General features: G+C 40.3%; 13 protein-coding genes. All 13 read right to left on the bottom strand.

From position 1 onward, the window contains the following. Window position 1: 1 nt before the first annotated feature. The gene (locus B5F08_RS13255) at window positions 2-172 is read right to left on the bottom strand and encodes a hypothetical protein (RefSeq protein ID WP_158096238.1); all 171 of its coding nucleotides are present in this window, start codon (window positions 170-172) and stop codon (window positions 2-4) included. 109 nt (window positions 173-281) lie between these two features. Next, the gene (nrdR, locus tag B5F08_RS06085) at window positions 282-737 is read right to left on the bottom strand and encodes a transcriptional regulator NrdR (RefSeq protein WP_087377416.1); all 456 of its coding nucleotides are present in this window, start codon (window positions 735-737) and stop codon (window positions 282-284) included. Between the two features lie 139 nt (window positions 738-876). Continuing rightward, window positions 877-3,564: a DEAD/DEAH box helicase family protein gene (locus tag B5F08_RS06080; protein ID WP_158096237.1), complete on the bottom strand. Its 2,688-nt coding sequence runs from the start codon at window positions 3,562-3,564 to the stop codon at window positions 877-879. A 156-nt stretch (window positions 3,565-3,720) separates the two neighbouring features. Further along, the gene (locus B5F08_RS06075; RefSeq protein WP_087377412.1) at window positions 3,721-9,051 is read right to left on the bottom strand and encodes an endo-alpha-N-acetylgalactosaminidase family protein; all 5,331 of its coding nucleotides are present in this window, start codon (window positions 9,049-9,051) and stop codon (window positions 3,721-3,723) included. A 437-nt stretch (window positions 9,052-9,488) separates the two neighbouring features. Then, window positions 9,489-9,995 (bottom strand): hypothetical protein, encoded by a 507-nt coding sequence (locus tag B5F08_RS06070; protein WP_087377410.1) that lies wholly within the window; start codon window positions 9,993-9,995, stop codon window positions 9,489-9,491. A gap of 30 nt (window positions 9,996-10,025) precedes the next feature. Further along, window positions 10,026-10,355: a phosphoribosyl-ATP diphosphatase gene (hisE, locus tag B5F08_RS06065; RefSeq protein WP_087377408.1), complete on the bottom strand. Its 330-nt coding sequence runs from the start codon at window positions 10,353-10,355 to the stop codon at window positions 10,026-10,028. A gap of 17 nt (window positions 10,356-10,372) precedes the next feature. Next, window positions 10,373-10,687 (bottom strand): phosphoribosyl-AMP cyclohydrolase, encoded by a 315-nt coding sequence (hisI, locus tag B5F08_RS06060; protein ID WP_087377406.1) that lies wholly within the window; start codon window positions 10,685-10,687, stop codon window positions 10,373-10,375. Window positions 10,688-10,756: 69 nt separating this feature from the next. Continuing rightward, window positions 10,757-11,476: a 1-(5-phosphoribosyl)-5-[(5-phosphoribosylamino)methylideneamino]imidazole-4-carboxamide isomerase gene (hisA, locus tag B5F08_RS06055; protein WP_087377404.1), complete on the bottom strand. Its 720-nt coding sequence runs from the start codon at window positions 11,474-11,476 to the stop codon at window positions 10,757-10,759. Beyond that, window positions 11,477-12,055: an imidazoleglycerol-phosphate dehydratase HisB gene (gene hisB, locus B5F08_RS06050; RefSeq protein ID WP_087377402.1), complete on the bottom strand. Its 579-nt coding sequence runs from the start codon at window positions 12,053-12,055 to the stop codon at window positions 11,477-11,479. Between the two features lie 39 nt (window positions 12,056-12,094). Next, window positions 12,095-13,159 (bottom strand): histidinol-phosphate transaminase, encoded by a 1,065-nt coding sequence (gene hisC, locus B5F08_RS06045; RefSeq protein WP_087377400.1) that lies wholly within the window; start codon window positions 13,157-13,159, stop codon window positions 12,095-12,097. Between the two features lie 95 nt (window positions 13,160-13,254). After that, entirely contained in the window at window positions 13,255-14,544 is a 1,290-nt protein-coding gene (gene hisD, locus B5F08_RS06040; protein WP_087377398.1) for a histidinol dehydrogenase, read from the bottom strand. Continuing rightward, window positions 14,541-15,176, bottom strand: coding sequence for an ATP phosphoribosyltransferase (hisG, locus tag B5F08_RS06035; protein ID WP_087377396.1), 636 nt, complete (start codon window positions 15,174-15,176; stop codon window positions 14,541-14,543). The genes hisD and hisG overlap by 4 nt, the downstream gene beginning before the upstream one ends. After that, the gene (locus B5F08_RS06030; RefSeq protein ID WP_087377394.1) at window positions 15,173-16,363 is read right to left on the bottom strand and encodes an ATP phosphoribosyltransferase regulatory subunit; all 1,191 of its coding nucleotides are present in this window, start codon (window positions 16,361-16,363) and stop codon (window positions 15,173-15,175) included. Before B5F08_RS06030 ends, hisG begins: the two co-directional genes overlap by 4 nt. Window positions 16,364-16,398 lie beyond the last annotated feature (35 nt).

The raw sequence follows: 16,398 nt of genomic DNA, 5'->3' as shown, positions 1-16,398 counted from the left end.
TTTAATTTTTTACTTCCTTATCCTTCATATAGTTCTTGTCCTTAATTCCACATTCTCTTGCGACAACAGAAGCGATATTTCTGTAATTCTCCATTTGTTTCCTTGAGGGGGCAAGCTTATCCATAACACTTTTTCTCTCGTCGTCGATATACATATTGTTGTTCATTTTCAACTGCAAACACTCCTTTCAAAATATCTGAAAATATTATTGTCGGGAACAAATACAGTTATGCAAAAGAAAAAGGCGTGAACATAAAATTCACGCCTTAAAATATTTTATATTACTTTTCAGACATAAGCTTGTTAAGCTCTTCAAGGAAAGTATTTATATCCTTAAACTGTCTGTATACAGAAGCGAAACGCACATAGGAAACCTCGTCAACCTTTTTAAGCTCTTCCATTGCAAGCTCGCCAATAAACTGAGAAGTAACCTCTCTGTCAAGAGAATTTTGCAGTTTCATCTCAATATCGTCTACCATTTTTTCTATCTGCTCGATTGAAACCTTTCTTTTCTCGCAGGCTCTGAGTATTCCGGACAAAAGCTTATTTCTGTCGAAAACCTCACGGGATCTATCCCTTTTTACAACAATTATAGGAACTGTTTCAATCACTTCATGTGTTGTAAATCGCTTGCCGCAGCCGAGACACTCCCTGCGTCTTCTTATACGTTCACCGTCATCGGCAGGTCTGGAATCTATAACTTTGCTTTCCTCATAACCACAGTATGGACATTTCATTTACAACACCTCTTTGTCTAAAATAACATCATCATCATGTAATATATTATATCAAAATATTCAATTTATTTCAATAGTTTAAAAGGCTATTTTGACACAAAAAGACCGTTTTCCCCTATAAAATCATCATATTTTAATATTATCTCCAATTAGACTTAACCATTTTTTTCTTTCCTGACAGAGCGTCATTTATGTTCAAAAAGGAATATCTGCGACAATTAAGCAGTTCCTTTCTTCCCTGCTCTGTTCTCGTGTATATGAGATAATATTTGCCCATAATTTTTTCAATATTTTTTCCTAAAAGCTCAGCGGTTTCCTTATTTCCTGCAAGAATACCTGGACATGAATAGCTTTTACTGTAGCTCTTTCGTCCGCCCAAGCCCTTTTTCACAAACACATATCTGGGATTATCAATAGAAGAAAACATTTCTCCTATAGCCTGAGAAAAAATCTGTTTTTCTCTTACAGATGCATTTTCCAAAGTACAGTAAATAAATGTGTTAGATGTATCAGAAGCAACTGTCACATATCCGCCCTTTTGAATTTTTCCGGTTTCAGTAAGAGTTTTTAAAACACAGTTTGCTAAAGATTTCATAGCCTTTTTAGGCGAAATCATTCTGATAAATTTCAATATTCCGGTTATACAAACAGGTACTGCCACCAAAGAGAAAATTACAACTAACATTATCCATACAGGCTCTGAGAAAAACAACAAACTGCTTCCTATACGACAATACAAAACATAAAACACTATAAACAAAAACTCACCGATAAAGTTTCTATACACAAAGCCTCTCGGGAACTTTTCTTTCTCTATTTGATTAACCTCAACAACCGTAGTGTATCTACCGTTACCCATGGACTCAAACCAGCTTTTTGCTGTTCTATCTCTCTGAGAAGCCAAATAGAGCATTTTAATATTTATATTCTTTATTCCCTCTGCATCATACGGCGGTTTAATAATATCAAGCCTTGATATTCCGCTTTCAATAACATTTACACTGTATGCAGGAGCCATAAAACATTCAAATCTCTTTTTTACAGTTTCATAGTCTGCGCCGAATATTTCATCAGGTTTGCCCTCGACAATTTTATTCAAAAGCTGAGACTTTTTATCGCTGACACTTTCCGGCAAAACCGTCACAAGATGCCATATATTTGAAACCTTATTAGGGTTATTCCTATCTACTCTAATAGCTCTTCCCCTCATCTGATTAGAAAGCATAAAACTGCCGACAAAGCTTGCTAGAATCAGAGAATTTATACACGGAGAGTCCCAACCCTCACCCAATAAAGATTTTGTACCAATGAGAATATTTATAAAGCCTTTTTCAAACATTTCCGTTAAAAGAGCGACACGTTCTTTTGAAGTTCCCTCAATTTCAACCTTCAAAAATCCTGTTCCGTTAATTTCCGAAGCCGATACCTCGACATTATCCCTCTGAGCAATCTCTTTTAAAGCCTCAATAATCTCACAGGGTATCACCACAAGGGAACCGGTTAAAATACACATCTTTATTTCCCCGGAAATACTGCGTCGTAAAGTTTCAAATATAGGAACCGTTCCCATTGTATGAAAAGGAGTGTCATTGCCCACTGAATCCAAAAGCTCTTTTTTGATATAGTCTGTCAAAATCAACATTCTTAAACCTTTATTCAGGTTATTCCATTCACTTTTTACAATTTCAACCATACTGTTCAGTTTACCAAGAGATGAAATTAAAAGCTTATCGGTCTCTTTACTTTTAGTCAAAGCCACCGTATTTTTTTCAATAAGTCCATTCCTCTTTAAAATATTTTTGATTTCTTCAGAAATTTCTTTAGTAAATATTTCCTCATGGTCTATGATAAACTGCAAAGCTATCTGACAATAATTAGAATTAAATCTTGGCAAGCCTTTATTAACGGTAATCAATTTTACAATTTCTCCCGGAACAAAAACTCCGCATTCCTCACAAGTTGTCATAAAAGCGGTAAATTCCAGCGGATATTCCAAAAAACAGCTTTCATTTTTATTAAGATTAAAAATTCCCGAAACGTCTACAGCTCTTGCCATAAAATTTTCTGAAACAAATTTTTTTATAAACTCATTTGATTTCTTTCTGTATAAATCTATTATTTCGAACTCTTCATCAGTGGGATAGTTGAAATATATAAAATCCTGATGAGGACAGAGTGTTCCCTGAGCCACAAGCTGAGGCACAAAAATTTCTTCATCAATTTCTCCGCAGGTAGAAATATACCTGTCCCACTCAGCAGGCGTACTGTCATAAGGAGGAGTTGCAGTAAGGGAAACCACAAAAATATCATCGCCCATAGCTTTGATAAATGCTTCAAGAGCTTTCTGCCACTCACTTTTAAGGTGGTGCGCCTCATCAAGGCATATTGTTTTTATTTTCTTTTCTTTAAGCTCAGCGACCAAGTCAAAATTGCTGTAGTCCTCTTTTTCAGTAAACTCAGTTTCCTCTACGCTTTCAACATCCTCAATTCTCTTCATTGCTGCATGCAGAGCCTGATAGGTCACGCAGGTGATAAGAGCCGGATTTTTCAGAGAGTATGAAACATATTCTGCTCTGTCATTTTCCTTGACAAAATGCTGATTAAATCTTTCACCCCACTGCTGTCTAATGGTTATCGACGGGGTTAAAACAATTGCAGGCTCATTTAATCTTCTTATAATCTCCAGTCCTAAAACAGTTTTTCCGCTTCCCGGAGCAGCCACTATATGTATTTTTTTATCATCCATGTGCTTTCCTAAATTGTTCAGAGCGGACTGCTGATAATCACGAAACTTCCCGGAAAATAAAATATTTTTAAAATTCTCCACCAAATCACCCCTAACTTATTTTTAATATAATACCATAATATATCCTGCTTTGACCATAAAATATTCAAAAAAGAACGACCCCGCATTTCTGCGGGGCCGCCGTGTAAAGCTTTTTCACGGGAAAAGCTTTGCTATTCTTGAAAAAGAGATTTTAAATTAGAAAACAGGATCTGTGTCAGCTGTATAGATTTTAACGTTGTCAATCTGGAAGGAGTTAGCATTTCTGCACTCAAATCCAAACCAACCGCCGTCTGTTGGTATTCCACCAGTGACAGTTGAGTTAACCAAAACAACATCATCTACTGTAAGCTTAACTCTATTGTTGCTTATTTCAGCTACAACATGAACTGTATTGCCGCTTGTGAAGTACTCATTATTGCTGAACATTGATGACCAGCTGTTAGCTGAACCATTCCACCACTCATAGAAGTACTGGTTGTTAGCATCGCCTACACCTGTCCAGATTCTCTGGTTCATATTTGCTGCACGGAAGTTAACACCAAATCTGATACCGTTTGCGGACATTGTTGTAACGTCAAATTCGATACGACCATTCTTAACTCTGTCAAGACCTTCGTCCTCGATAAATACGTTAGCTCTGCCGCCGCCAGGGAATCTAATCTGAGCCTTTCCGTCAACTGCTGTAACTGTTACATCGCCGCCTGCATTGTCTTCCTGGTTAACAAGCATTGAAACGTCACCGTCATCAAAGTTGTACTCTGCCAAGAGACCGTCAGCACTTACTGCGTTAAGAACAACGTCTGTATTTGTAACCTCATTAAGAACGATAGGAGCTGTTACGCCGTATCTTGTTGTATAGCCGTCAGCAGATGCGCTTGCGCCATACTCTCTGTTTCTGAGATTCTCAAATGTAACCATACCATTCTCATCAGCTACGCCTGTCTGCTTTGCGATTGAATCATCGTTATAGCAATCAAGAGCAACCTTTGCACCTGGGATTACTTCGCCCTCTTCGTTCTTAACTGTGATTGTGATTGTGCCGTAAGCAACTTCAAGAGCTTCTGCTGCATCGATGAGAGCCTGTGTAGCTGCATCAACTTCTGCCTGCTCTGCATCAGAATTCTGGAACAATGCCTCTACATTTGCGAGAGCCTCTGCGAATACTGCCCACTGATCTGGAGCGTAGTCAACCTCGTTGAGGCCGGAATACTTCTCATATGCTGCCATCATTTCTGATTTGTCAGACTTACTAACCTTAATGCTTACATTATCAATTACGAGATCCTTATAACCGATGAAGGAGTCTGTATTCTCAGGAGCCTTAGATGTTGAGTAGATACCGAACCAAGTCTGTCCGCTCTCACCGCCGATAAGGCTGAAGGAGAATGTATGCTTGCTTGTACCTTCATCTGTGATAGCCTGCTCGTTGAGTGGGAGGAGTGAATAAGACTTGCTTGAGCTGTACTCGCCTTCTCCGTATACAACGCCGTATGTACCGGCTGTACCGATTTCATAGTCGAAGGAAATATCGTATGTTACGCCTGGCTCGAAGCGGAAGTTCTGAGGAATTGTCTGCATAACCATTGCATTTCTCTGAACAAGACCGTTAACCTTTACGGACCACTCGCCGTCGATAACGTCGTCAAGCTTCTTGATATCCCAGCCAGCCTGTGTGTAAGGATCGTGGAGCTCGGAGAGGTGAGTTCTGTTATCCTCAACGCCTTCGATTCCGCCGATTACGAATGGGTAAACACCCTGAACGTTCTTCTCGAAATCATTGTAGAAGCTTACTACATTGCCTTCTTCATCGTACTCAAAGAAGGAAGCGTCGCTCTCTGTGATTCTGATATCGTCGAAGTAAACATTGCCTGTACCTGTCTGCTCGAGCTGGAGGTAATACTTCTCACCTTCAACAGGAGTGAAGAACAAGTAAATGTTCTGGAAGTAGCTTGTGCCGCCGATTGTAGCACTTGAGTTACTATGTGTATAAGCCTTGATATAGTTCTTAGCTATAGATCTGTTTGTGTAGTTTTCTGCTACAACATTGCCGTTAGAATCAAGGATTCTTACATATGCATTGCTGTTGCTTCTGTTGTCAACGCCGAGATATACAGCGTACTGTGTACCTGCTGTAAGATCTGTGAGCTCCTGCTTTGCGCTGATTTCGCCGTTAAGTACGAACATTGGGTTGCTGTACTGGCTCTTCTGAACTGTAGCTGTACCAGAAACTGTAGGAGCCTCTGTTCTGCCTGCTGCGATAAGCTGAATTGCTGTTACGTCAGCAACTGTGATGATACCATCTCTGTTAACATCAGCAATTTTCTCATCAACTATTGTTCCCTCATTCTTATTGATGTAGAGCTGAACAAGTGATGCGTCGTTAATATTAATAACTTTATCGCCGTTTACGTCACCGTAATTAACGTTTTCTGTTTCTACATCCCACAATGTGAGAATATTATCGATACCGCTGTTGAAGCCAGCGTCTACAATGTGCATACCCTCTGACCATACGATCTCGAGTTTTGTAGCGTCACCCTTCTTAACTATGTAAGGAGTTTCAGCGTCTGCCTTAATTGTAATCTGACGGTTTTCGTCAACTTTGATAATCTGCTCTTCTACTGCGCCGAGGTCTGTAAGCTTGTAGTACTTAACTTCTGATACATCGCTCCAAGACTCAGGAAGTGTCCAAGTTGTTGTGCCGCCTGCTGTGTTCCAGTGATAGAGTTTCTCGTCCTTAGAATCAAGGAACTCACCTGTTGAAGAATCCCAAAGCCATGGGATGAGGTATGTCTGGTTACCCTTAGAGTTGTCGTTGTCACCACGGTTTTCAGAACCGTCAAGAACTGTAATACCGTTAAATGTGATAACTCTCTCTCTGAATTCTGCGCTGTTAGGATCGCTTGACTTTCTTGTTACTACTACTTCGTTGCCTGCATCGTCACGGAGAACAGCCTTTACAGAAGGTGTCCAATCAGCTGATGTAGGAACTGTAGGATCTGCGTCATTTGCATACTCCCAAGATACTACTTCGAAGTGCTGCAAGAATTTTGTTGAAAGATTGTGTGTATAAAGGTTTCTAATCCAAGCATCGTAGTCATTTCTACCCTGCCAGCCTTCGAAGTCCTTCATGTTCATACCACCGAGGAGAGGAGCCTGAGCTTCGCCGCCATATGAAGGATAGTCGCCTACCCATACGTCCTTCTGATGGTTTCTGATAAATCTGATAAGTGTGGAGTTAACACCCTTAAGGTCTGCTCCGCCGTATGTAAGGTCTGTTGACCAGTGTGTAAATGTTGCATCCCAGTCGTTTGCAACACCCCACTCATTAGCCATTCTCCAGCCTCTCTCTGTGATTTCCTGAGAAATTACTCTTGTTCCCCAAGTACCGTCAGAAGGAGTCTGTCCGTTGCCCCAAACGTCAACGTATACGAAGTCGAGGTTTGTGCCAACCAATTCATAAAGCTTCTGGAAACGATTTTCTCTGTAGAGATCATCATATGTTGCATCAGGATCATAGTTAGCCATATCGTACCAACCGTTCATGTTGATACCCTGGTCAATCCAGTTCCAACCGTAGTTAGGTGTACCTGTAACATTCCACTTAATACGATTCTCGTTGAATGCCTCTGCTTCTGGATAGAACTCGGAAGCATTTACATGGATACCGAATACTGCGCCGTATTCCTTACCCTTTGTAAGGAGTGTATTCATATCCTCTGCTCCACCGATTCTCTCACCGATATTCCAGTAGTCTGGGTGACCTGAGTCATGACCTTCACTTGCATAACCCTTGAGGAGGATTGACTGTCCAAGACCGTCTGTATGAGCAGCAACTCTCTTAACGTTATCAAGAGTTGTGAGGAATGGGTTCTGAGCCTGTCCGCCGAAGTTCATGGAAATACGATATCCAACCAACTCAGGAACTTCGTCAGATTTAGCGATTTCGTGAGAAATATCACGGAAAGCAATAGCACCATCGTTCCAGTTGATAACTTCGTCGCCATTCTCGTCGCCTGTGATTACAACTCTTACATATGGGAGTTCAATAGCATTATAAACATATGTTGTTGTGTTTGTAGCGCTTCCAACATTTGTTGTTACTCTGTACTGATAGTCCCATGTATTACTCTGAAGTCCGAGAGTCTTAACTGTCTCATATTCGCCGTCTGCGTTAGGAACAGCACCGTCGTAAACCTCAGATACGATTCTTGTGTTGTTAGCGCCAGCGCCGCCGAAACCATTGGATCTGCCGTCAACTGTTGAGTTTGATTCCATTGAAGCACTGATCTTAGAATCAGAGATAACTGCGTATGCGTAGTCAGTTGTCTTGTTTGCAGATGTGCTTGTAAGCTTGAAGTACTCGTCGCCGTCAACCTTTGTCTTTGAAGAAATGATTGCACCGAAGAGGTTTGAAGCCTCGTCATTTGCATTTACAGATACCAAGCTGTGCTGTGGAATGTAAATCTTCAAGATTGGGTTAACCTGAGAATCAAGGTTATTTTTGATTTCTGTAATGTTGAATGCCAAAGTGTTATTCTCAATAACAAGTTCGCATGTCATTTCCATATCAATTGTGTTGTCCTCTGACTTGAGAGGGAACTTATATGTAACCTTGTCAGCAGCTTCTGTAGTTACTACTGTTTCAGGATCTACTGTAAGATCAACACCGTTGATTCTGATAGTATCAAGAGTTTTTGTCTGACCATAAACAACGTTTCCATTTGCAAGGTCGTACTTAATAACTCTCGGGAACTTAGCGTCTACAGTAACGCTCATTGCGTCATTTGTAAGAACAACAGTCTCTCTGTCAGGATCTACAGGAACCTCTGGAGGCTCTGTGCTTGAAGTTGGCTCTGTTGTAGGCTCTTCATCCTTATGCTCTCTTACATAAACTTCTGTAAGCTCCATACCACTTGTGCCGTTGTAAGAACCGCACTTGATAGCAATCTTGTCGCCCTGTGCATATGCAAAGTCAGGAATACTACCTTCAAAGAGGCCTTGACCGTTAACTGTAGCTTTAATAAACTTATTGTCTGTCCATGTAAGCTGAAGTCTGACTGTTTCGCCTGCGTTAGGACCCTTTACTCTGGTACCATTGTACCATGTTTCACCTGTTGCACCGTAGTTCTGCCAGAACCAACCACCTTTATCGTAACCGATGAACATGCCATTGTTGGTATCTGAGTATTTAAGCCAAATACCAAAACGTGTAGTTGAAGCATCGTTTACAGCCTTAATATCCCAATCCAAAGTACCCATATTTTCAATTACCATTGTGTCGTTAACAAAGGTAGCTGGGTTCTTGCTTGGATTTGGGTTGTTTCCGTTGTTAGGACCGGATTTAAAATGCCACCAACCATCTTCAGTCAGCTCATTGATGACGTCGGTTGTGTCAGATTTTTCCTGAGTCCAGCCGGAACCTTCGCCTTCTGCAAATACCATAGATGGAACTATGGATAACAGCATGCAGATGCTGAGTATCACAGAAAGCACTTTTTTGAACTGTTTGTTTTCTGTTCTCATTATTAAATCTCCTTTCAAAAATTCCCGAAAAGATCCGCATACTAATCTTGACGGGTACTGGCAGTACGCAGACTGCCTCTTGTTCTAATTATATCATCAAACGGAAAAAAGTCAACATTTTCACATGTTTTATTTAGGATAAATCACCCGAAAAATTCGATTTATAAGAAAATGAATGTATATAATACACAAAAAAATCAAGTCAATAAATGAACAAAAGGAAAATAAAAGAAATAATTATTAAATAATGAATTTTTTTATAATAGTTACCGAGCAAGAAATTAACATTTTTTTATTTCTCTCATTTTCACATGGATATATTGTACAAAAATTGCCTTCTGTAAAACAAATTCATTACTACCGTACCTTAAACTGACTTTAAAAAAGAAAAAGCAGCGAGTTTTCTCACTGCTTTCCATTATATTTCATTCAAATAGTCAAACCTTAACGCTTGCTGCCCATCTTTCAAAATCTTCTTTTACAGAATCAAATTTGCTTGCTGTAGTTCCGAAGTTTACAAACCAGAAAGATTCTTCAGACTCATAGCAAACGCCCATGTAATTATATTCAACATCGCTTACGGTTGAAGAATACTCAAAATATGGAGCATCTGTTCCTGTAAGTGTTTTGATATCATCTGCACTGTAGCCATTTACTTCTGCCACAAGAGCTGCATACTCCTCAACTGTTGCATCCTCGGAAAGTCCCAATGACTGCAAAGAGCTTTTTGTCTCCTCGATAGCTGCTACAACAATGTCATTGCCAACCTGATAGCATGCAGTATAACCAAGGCTCTGATCCATTTCCTTAGCATTGCCCGGCAATGTAACGGTAAAACCGTTTGATGAAAACTCTTTGTCCTCGGCTGAGCCGCAGCCTGCAAAAACAGAAATCATCATTGCAAGGAACAGTACGAGAGATACAATTTTTTTTCTACTTCTCATTTTTAATACTCCTTAAAATATATTTTTCAATCAGGTATTCTTGTCCACCTGATGAAATTTCTTTAAGTTTCCTTTTTTAGCACTTCTCTTGTCCAGCTCTGCCATAACTTCTTCAAGAGTTATACCCTGCTGAACCATCATAACCATAAGGTGGTAAATCAAATCAGAGATTTCAAGAACAGTTTCGCTGTTATCACCGTTTTTAGCTGCAATTATTGTTTCGCTGCACTCTTCTCCAACCTTTTTCAGAATCTTATCCAGTCCCTTTTCAAAAAGATAGCAGGTGTATGAACCCTCCTCGTTGTTTGCCTTTCTGTCAAGAACTGTTTCGTATAAGCTTTTCAAAACTTCGTCTGTCATTTATGTTTACCTCTCAATTACTTTATTTTAGTATAGAAACAACTGTGGTTTCCTGTGTGACATGCAGCTCCTGTCTGCTCAACTGTTATAAGCAAAGTGTCGTCGTCACAATCGGAAAAAATCTCACATACCTTCTGGAAATGTCCTGAAGTAGCTCCTTTGTTCCAAAGCTCCTGTCTGCTTCTGCTGTAAAACCATGTATAGCCTGTTTCAAAGGTTTTTTCCATGGACTCACGGTTCATATAAGCAAGCATCAAAACCTCGCCGGTGGACTTTTCCTGAATAATGGCAGGAATCAATTCCTGCTTTTTAAAATACTTATCAAAATCCATTTTCTACTCCGCTCTGCAGTCATTGGCTGTTATCTATTATATATAGTATAGCGTGACTGCACTTTTATTTTAAACTTTACTGCAAATCTGAATTGCAAGGCGCAAATCCAAATCCCCTGTATAAATAGCCTTGCCGCATATTGCACCGAAAATATCAATTTCTGCAAGGTTAATAATATCCTTAAGATTGGCAACGCCGCCGCTTGCAATAATATTACAGGATACAGCATGTGCCAGCTGATCCAAATCATTGAGATTAGGGCCGGCAAGAGTTCCGTCCTGGTCTATGTCGGTGTAAATAATTGTATTAACGCCGAAGGACTCCATTCTTTTTGCAAGCTCTATATAATGAATCTCGGAAGAATCTATCCAGCCTTCCGCCTTAACCATTCCGTTTTTGGCGTCAATGCCAACGACGATTTTATCGCCGTAAACTTTCAAAGCTTCTTTTACAAACTCAGGTTTTTTAACGGCAGCAGAGCCGAGAATAACCTTTGATATACCGTTTGAAAGATAATATTCTATGGACTCCATATCTCTTATACCGCCGCCAAGCTCAATTTTAAGATCGGTATTTTTTGCAACATCAAGAAAAATCTGAGAATTAACCCTTTTTCCGTCCTTTGCACCGTCAAGGTCAACCATATGAATCCATTTTGCTCCTGCATTTTGGAACGCAAGTGCTGTTTCTACCGCATTTTCAGCAACTTTATGTACCGTTGAATAATCACCTTTAAATAATCTAACACAATTTCCATCCTTAATATCAATGGCAGGAATTACTATCATTTACAAAACTCCCTTCGCAGATAATACCTCATTACTTCCTCTTTGTTTTACGGCAAGTCTCATGGCATGAGCCACGGCCTTAAACATAGCCTCAACCATATGGTGAGAATTTTTTCCGTATTCAGCGGAAACATGAAGAGTTATTCCGCCATTAAAGGCAAAAGCTCTGAAAAACTCTTCAGTCATACAGCAGTCATATTCTCCGCACCTGTCCTGCGGAAAATCGCCTTTAAAAACAAGATAAGGTCTGCCGCTTATATCGACGGCGGCAAAAGCCAAAGCTTCGTCCATAGGAACGTAAAAGCTTCCGAACCTTTCAATACCTCCCTTGTTGCCCAAAGCCTGAGAAAAAGCAGAACCCAAAACTATTCCCACATCCTCTATTGTGTGGTGGCAGTCAACCTGCAAATCACCCTCAACCTTTACACAAAGTCCGAAACCTCCGTGAATTGCAAAGGAATTGAGCATATGGTCAAAAAAGCCAACTCCCGTGTTTATGGAAATTTCGCCTCCGTTCAAGTTAAGAGACAGATTTATTTTTGTTTCTTTGGTATTTCTTTCAATCTGTGCGGTTCTCATAATTTTCTCCTAAAGCTAAATATATTCAAAAATCAGAAATCAATTCTTCTTTAAATTTTTTAAATAGTTTTCAATCTCTGCAAGAACAAATGCGGTTTCTTCGTCTGTGCCGGCAGAAATTCTTATATATTCTCCCATATACCTTATAGCTACGGATTTCGACAAAAGGTATTTCCAAATGTCCAAAGCCATGGTTGTTTTTACAAAAACGAAATTGGTAACTGTTGGATAAACCCTAAAGTCATCGGTAAAACAGCTACAATTTCTCAATCCATTATACAGCAAATCTCTATTGTATACAATAGATGAAAGAGATTTTTTAAAATATTCCTTTTCCCTGTAAATTATTGTGCCTACTTTCTGAGAAACAGAGTTTACATTATATGGGGATTTTACAGCTTTCATGGCTCTTGTAATTTTCTCATTGGCAACAGCAAAACCAAGTCTTAAAGCCGCAGAACCAAAAGCCTTTGAAGCGGTTCTCAGAACAATCAGATTGTCGTAATTTTCTGTTTCGCCTATCATTGACTGATCCCAGAAATCCATGTAAGCTTCGTCGTCCACAATCAAAGCGTCAACGGATGAAACGATTTTTCTTATCGCCTCTCTGTCAAGTCCCTGACCTGTCGGGTTGCAGGGATTTGAGAAAATAACACATTTTGCGCCGCTGTCCTTAATTGCCTTTATCATTTCGTCGGCGGTGAATTCAAGTTCAGGATTTTTGTTAATCTGAACACATTCAGCCTCGCATATTGAACTGTAAAATTTATACATAGAAAAATCCGGAGCAATAAAGAGAAGCTTTTCCCCTTTCATTAAAAAGGATGTTTCAATAACGCTTATAAGCTCGTCAGAACCATTGGCGGCAGTTACAAGCTTTTTATCAACTCCGTAAAAATCCGCAAAAGCTTCGCAGAGTTCCTCAGCCATAGGGTCGGGATATCTGTTGTAATCAATAGTCTTTACGGCTTCGGCAATTTTTTCTTTGATTTCATCTGTATATGAAAAAGGACTTTCGTTAGCGTCCAATCTTATTTTATATGTACCGCTTATGGGTTCATAGGGTTCAAGGTCTTTAATTTTCTGATTAAGACTATATGCCATTTATATCACCTTCATAGTTTTTAATGTCACTGAATAAAAAGAAACCCGGCAGGAAAAACTTTCCAAAGCAACTGCCTGCCGGGATAAATTTAAAATCAATCTTCAAATCTAACTGTAATACTGTTTGCGTGAGCGGTAAGTCCCTCTTTTTTCGCAAACTCCTCGATAAGCTCTGCGTCTTTTTTCAGAGCATCCTCTGTATAGTAAATAAAGCTTGACTTTTTAACGAAGCTGTCAACGGAAAGCGGTGAGAAAAATCTGGCTGTTCCGCTGGTTGGAAGCACATGGTTAGGGCCTGCAAAATAATCGCCCAAAGGCTCAGGACTGTAATTTCCCAAAAATACTGAACCTGCATTGTGAAGCTTTCCAACATACTCCATTGGATTTTCACAGCAAACCTCCAAGTGCTCCGGCGCAAGCTCGTTTGCAAAGTCCACAGCCTGAGTCATGTCACTGCATACAATTATAGCTCCGAAGTTTGAAAGTGAATATTCGATAATATCCTTTCTTGAAAGCTTTTCAACCTGTCTTAAAACCTCTTTTTCGGTTTCAACTGCGATTTCATCGCTGGTTGTAAGGAGAATTGAAGAAGCAAGCTTGTCATGCTCCGCCTGGCTCATAAGGTCAGCCGCAAGGAATTTCGGATTTGCTGTTTTGTCAGCCACAATCAAAATTTCGCTTGGGCCTGCAATCATATCTATGTCAACCACTCCGTAAAGAAGCTTCTTTGCAGTTGCAACGAAAATATTTCCAGGGCCTACGATTTTGTCAACCTTTGGAACTGTTTCCGTACCGTAAGCCAAAGCCGCTACCGCCTGAGCGCCGCCCATAAGGAACACCCTGTCAACACCTGCGATTTTTGCCGCCGCCATGATGTTGGGATTAGGTTTTCCGTCCTTACATGGAGGAGTAACCATTATAACCTCTTCAACACCGGCAAGCTTTGCAGGAATTGCGTTCATAAGAACTGATGACGGATAAGCCGCTGTGCCGCCCGGCACATAAATTCCCACTCTTTTAAGACCTCTCACACGCTGACCCATAATAACGCCGTTTTCCTTGGTGGTAAGCCAGCTCTGCTGAACCTGTCTTGCGTGGAAATCCTTAATATTTGCCGCAGCTTTTGTTATGGCTTCCAAAAACAAAGGCTCGCAGTCTTTGATAAGCTCTTCTATTTCATCCTTTGTAATCTCTGTTTTTTCAGGGGCTTTGCCGTCAAACTTCACGGTGTAGTCATAAACCGCCTTGTCGCCCTTTTCCCTTACATTATTTATTATCTCTGAAACAGCAGGCACAACATCCTTGTCGGAGTTTTCAGCTCTCAATTTCAGTTCTTTTATAAAGTCATATTCCTTTTTGCCGTCGGCAATAACCTTTGGTATCATTTGGAAATTTCCTCCTTTATCTTGTCAACCAGACCTTCAATCTCCTGTTTTCTAAGCTTTAAGCTTGCAATATTTGCAATAAGTCTTGCAGAAACAGGAACAACGTCCTCAATAACCTCAAGTCCGTTTTCTTTAAGGGTAGAGCCTGTTTCAACTATATCAACAATTCCGTCGGAAAGTCCAACAAGTGGCGCAAGCTCCACCGAACCCTCTATTTTTATAATTCTTACGTCCATTCCTTTTTTTTCGAAAAAGTTCTTTGTGACGTTTGGATATTTAGTAGCTATTGTTTTTTCTGCGTAGCCCTGGTAAAAATCCTTTCCCTTTGGAGCCGCAAGGGCAAAACGGCATTTTCCGAATCCCAAATCCAGAAGCTCATAGAAAATTCTGCCCTGTTCCAAAATTGTATCTTTTCCTACAACGCCTAAATCGCATACGCCGTGTTCAACATATGTGATAACGTCGGCGGCTTTGGCGAGAACAACCTCAATTTCTCCGTTTCCTATTGGAAGAATAAGGCGTCTGCCTTTATTTATAACCTGTGAGCAGTCATATCCGATTGCTTCAAAAAGCGCAATGGTGGATTTCTCAAGTCTGCCCTTTGTAAGTGCAATTCTAAGTGGTTTCATCATTTTATCTCCGTTATATCTTCGCTTACTTTAATTATTTTTCCTATATTGCCGGCTTTTGCATAGGCTTTTGCATCCTCTTCCTTATCAAAGGAGGAAAGCTCAGCTTTAACACCTGTCTTTCTTAAAGAGCGGGCATACTTTACAGCTTCAACCTCATAGCCCTTTTCCGCAAAAACAAGAACCTGTGAAGGTGTTGAAGGCTCGAAAAATCCCGATTTAAACTTAACCTGAGCCATTTCGTCGATATTGAGTGCAAAACCTGCCGCACCCATAGGAACTGAGAAATTATCAAGAAGTGTGTCGTATCTTCCGCCGGAAAGAATAGCCGCTCCGCTTCCGTCCACATATCCGGAAAATACTATACCGCTGTAGTAGTCGTTTCTCTGCACAAGTCCCAAGTCTATTGTAATTTTGTCGCCGTAACCCAGTTCGCAAAGACCACGGTACAGATCCATTATATAGTTAAGCTCGCCGCTTGCAGGAGAAAATTCTTCCATCTCCAAAGCCTTTTCCAAAACATCAATTCCGCCGAAAAGCTTAGGAAGACTTCTCATAGCTCTGACGCTAAGACTGTCCTCAAGTCCGTCCAAAATATCGTTAAGAGCAGGATAGTTTTTGCTCTCAATGGCAATTCTTATATCCTCTCTAATCTCCTCGGAAACATTCAGATTGTCGGAAAGCACCTTAAACAGTCCCGCATGACCTATTTCAATTCTAAAATCCTCAAAAACAGAGGAAAGGCTCTCGATAGCCGCTGATATTATGTCAAGGTCTGCGCACTTTCCGACAGCTCCCAAATACTCAACGCCCATCTGCAAAACCTCGCAGCTTTTTCCCATAAGGGATGGCTTGTTCTGATAAATCGCCTGTCTGTAATAAAGTCTTATGGGCAATGTATGGTTTTTAAGTCTTGTAGCGGCCATTCTGGCGATTGGCAAAGTGGAATCCGGACGCATAACAAGAATTCTTCCCTTGCTGTCGGTGGCTTTGAACATATCCTCCTGAGGAATACCCCAGCTGTCCGCCGAAAACAAATCGAAAAACTCCACACCCGGAGTTATAACCTTTCTGTATCCGAAGTCCTCGAAAACATTTTGTATCTTGTCACAGATACTGTCAAACACATTACATTCCTCAAAGAGAAAATCCTTAGTTCCCTCGGGAGTTATCATCATATATTTTTTCATAACTTTCTCCTGACAGTTTATTTCCAATTATATAA

Source organism: Anaeromassilibacillus sp. An172 (assembly GCF_002160515.1).
Taxonomy (GTDB): Bacteria; Bacillota; Clostridia; order Oscillospirales; family Acutalibacteraceae; genus Limousia; species Limousia pullorum.
The sequence above is the reverse complement of the archived record's forward strand: the minus strand, read 5'-3'. Positions and strand labels throughout refer to the sequence as shown.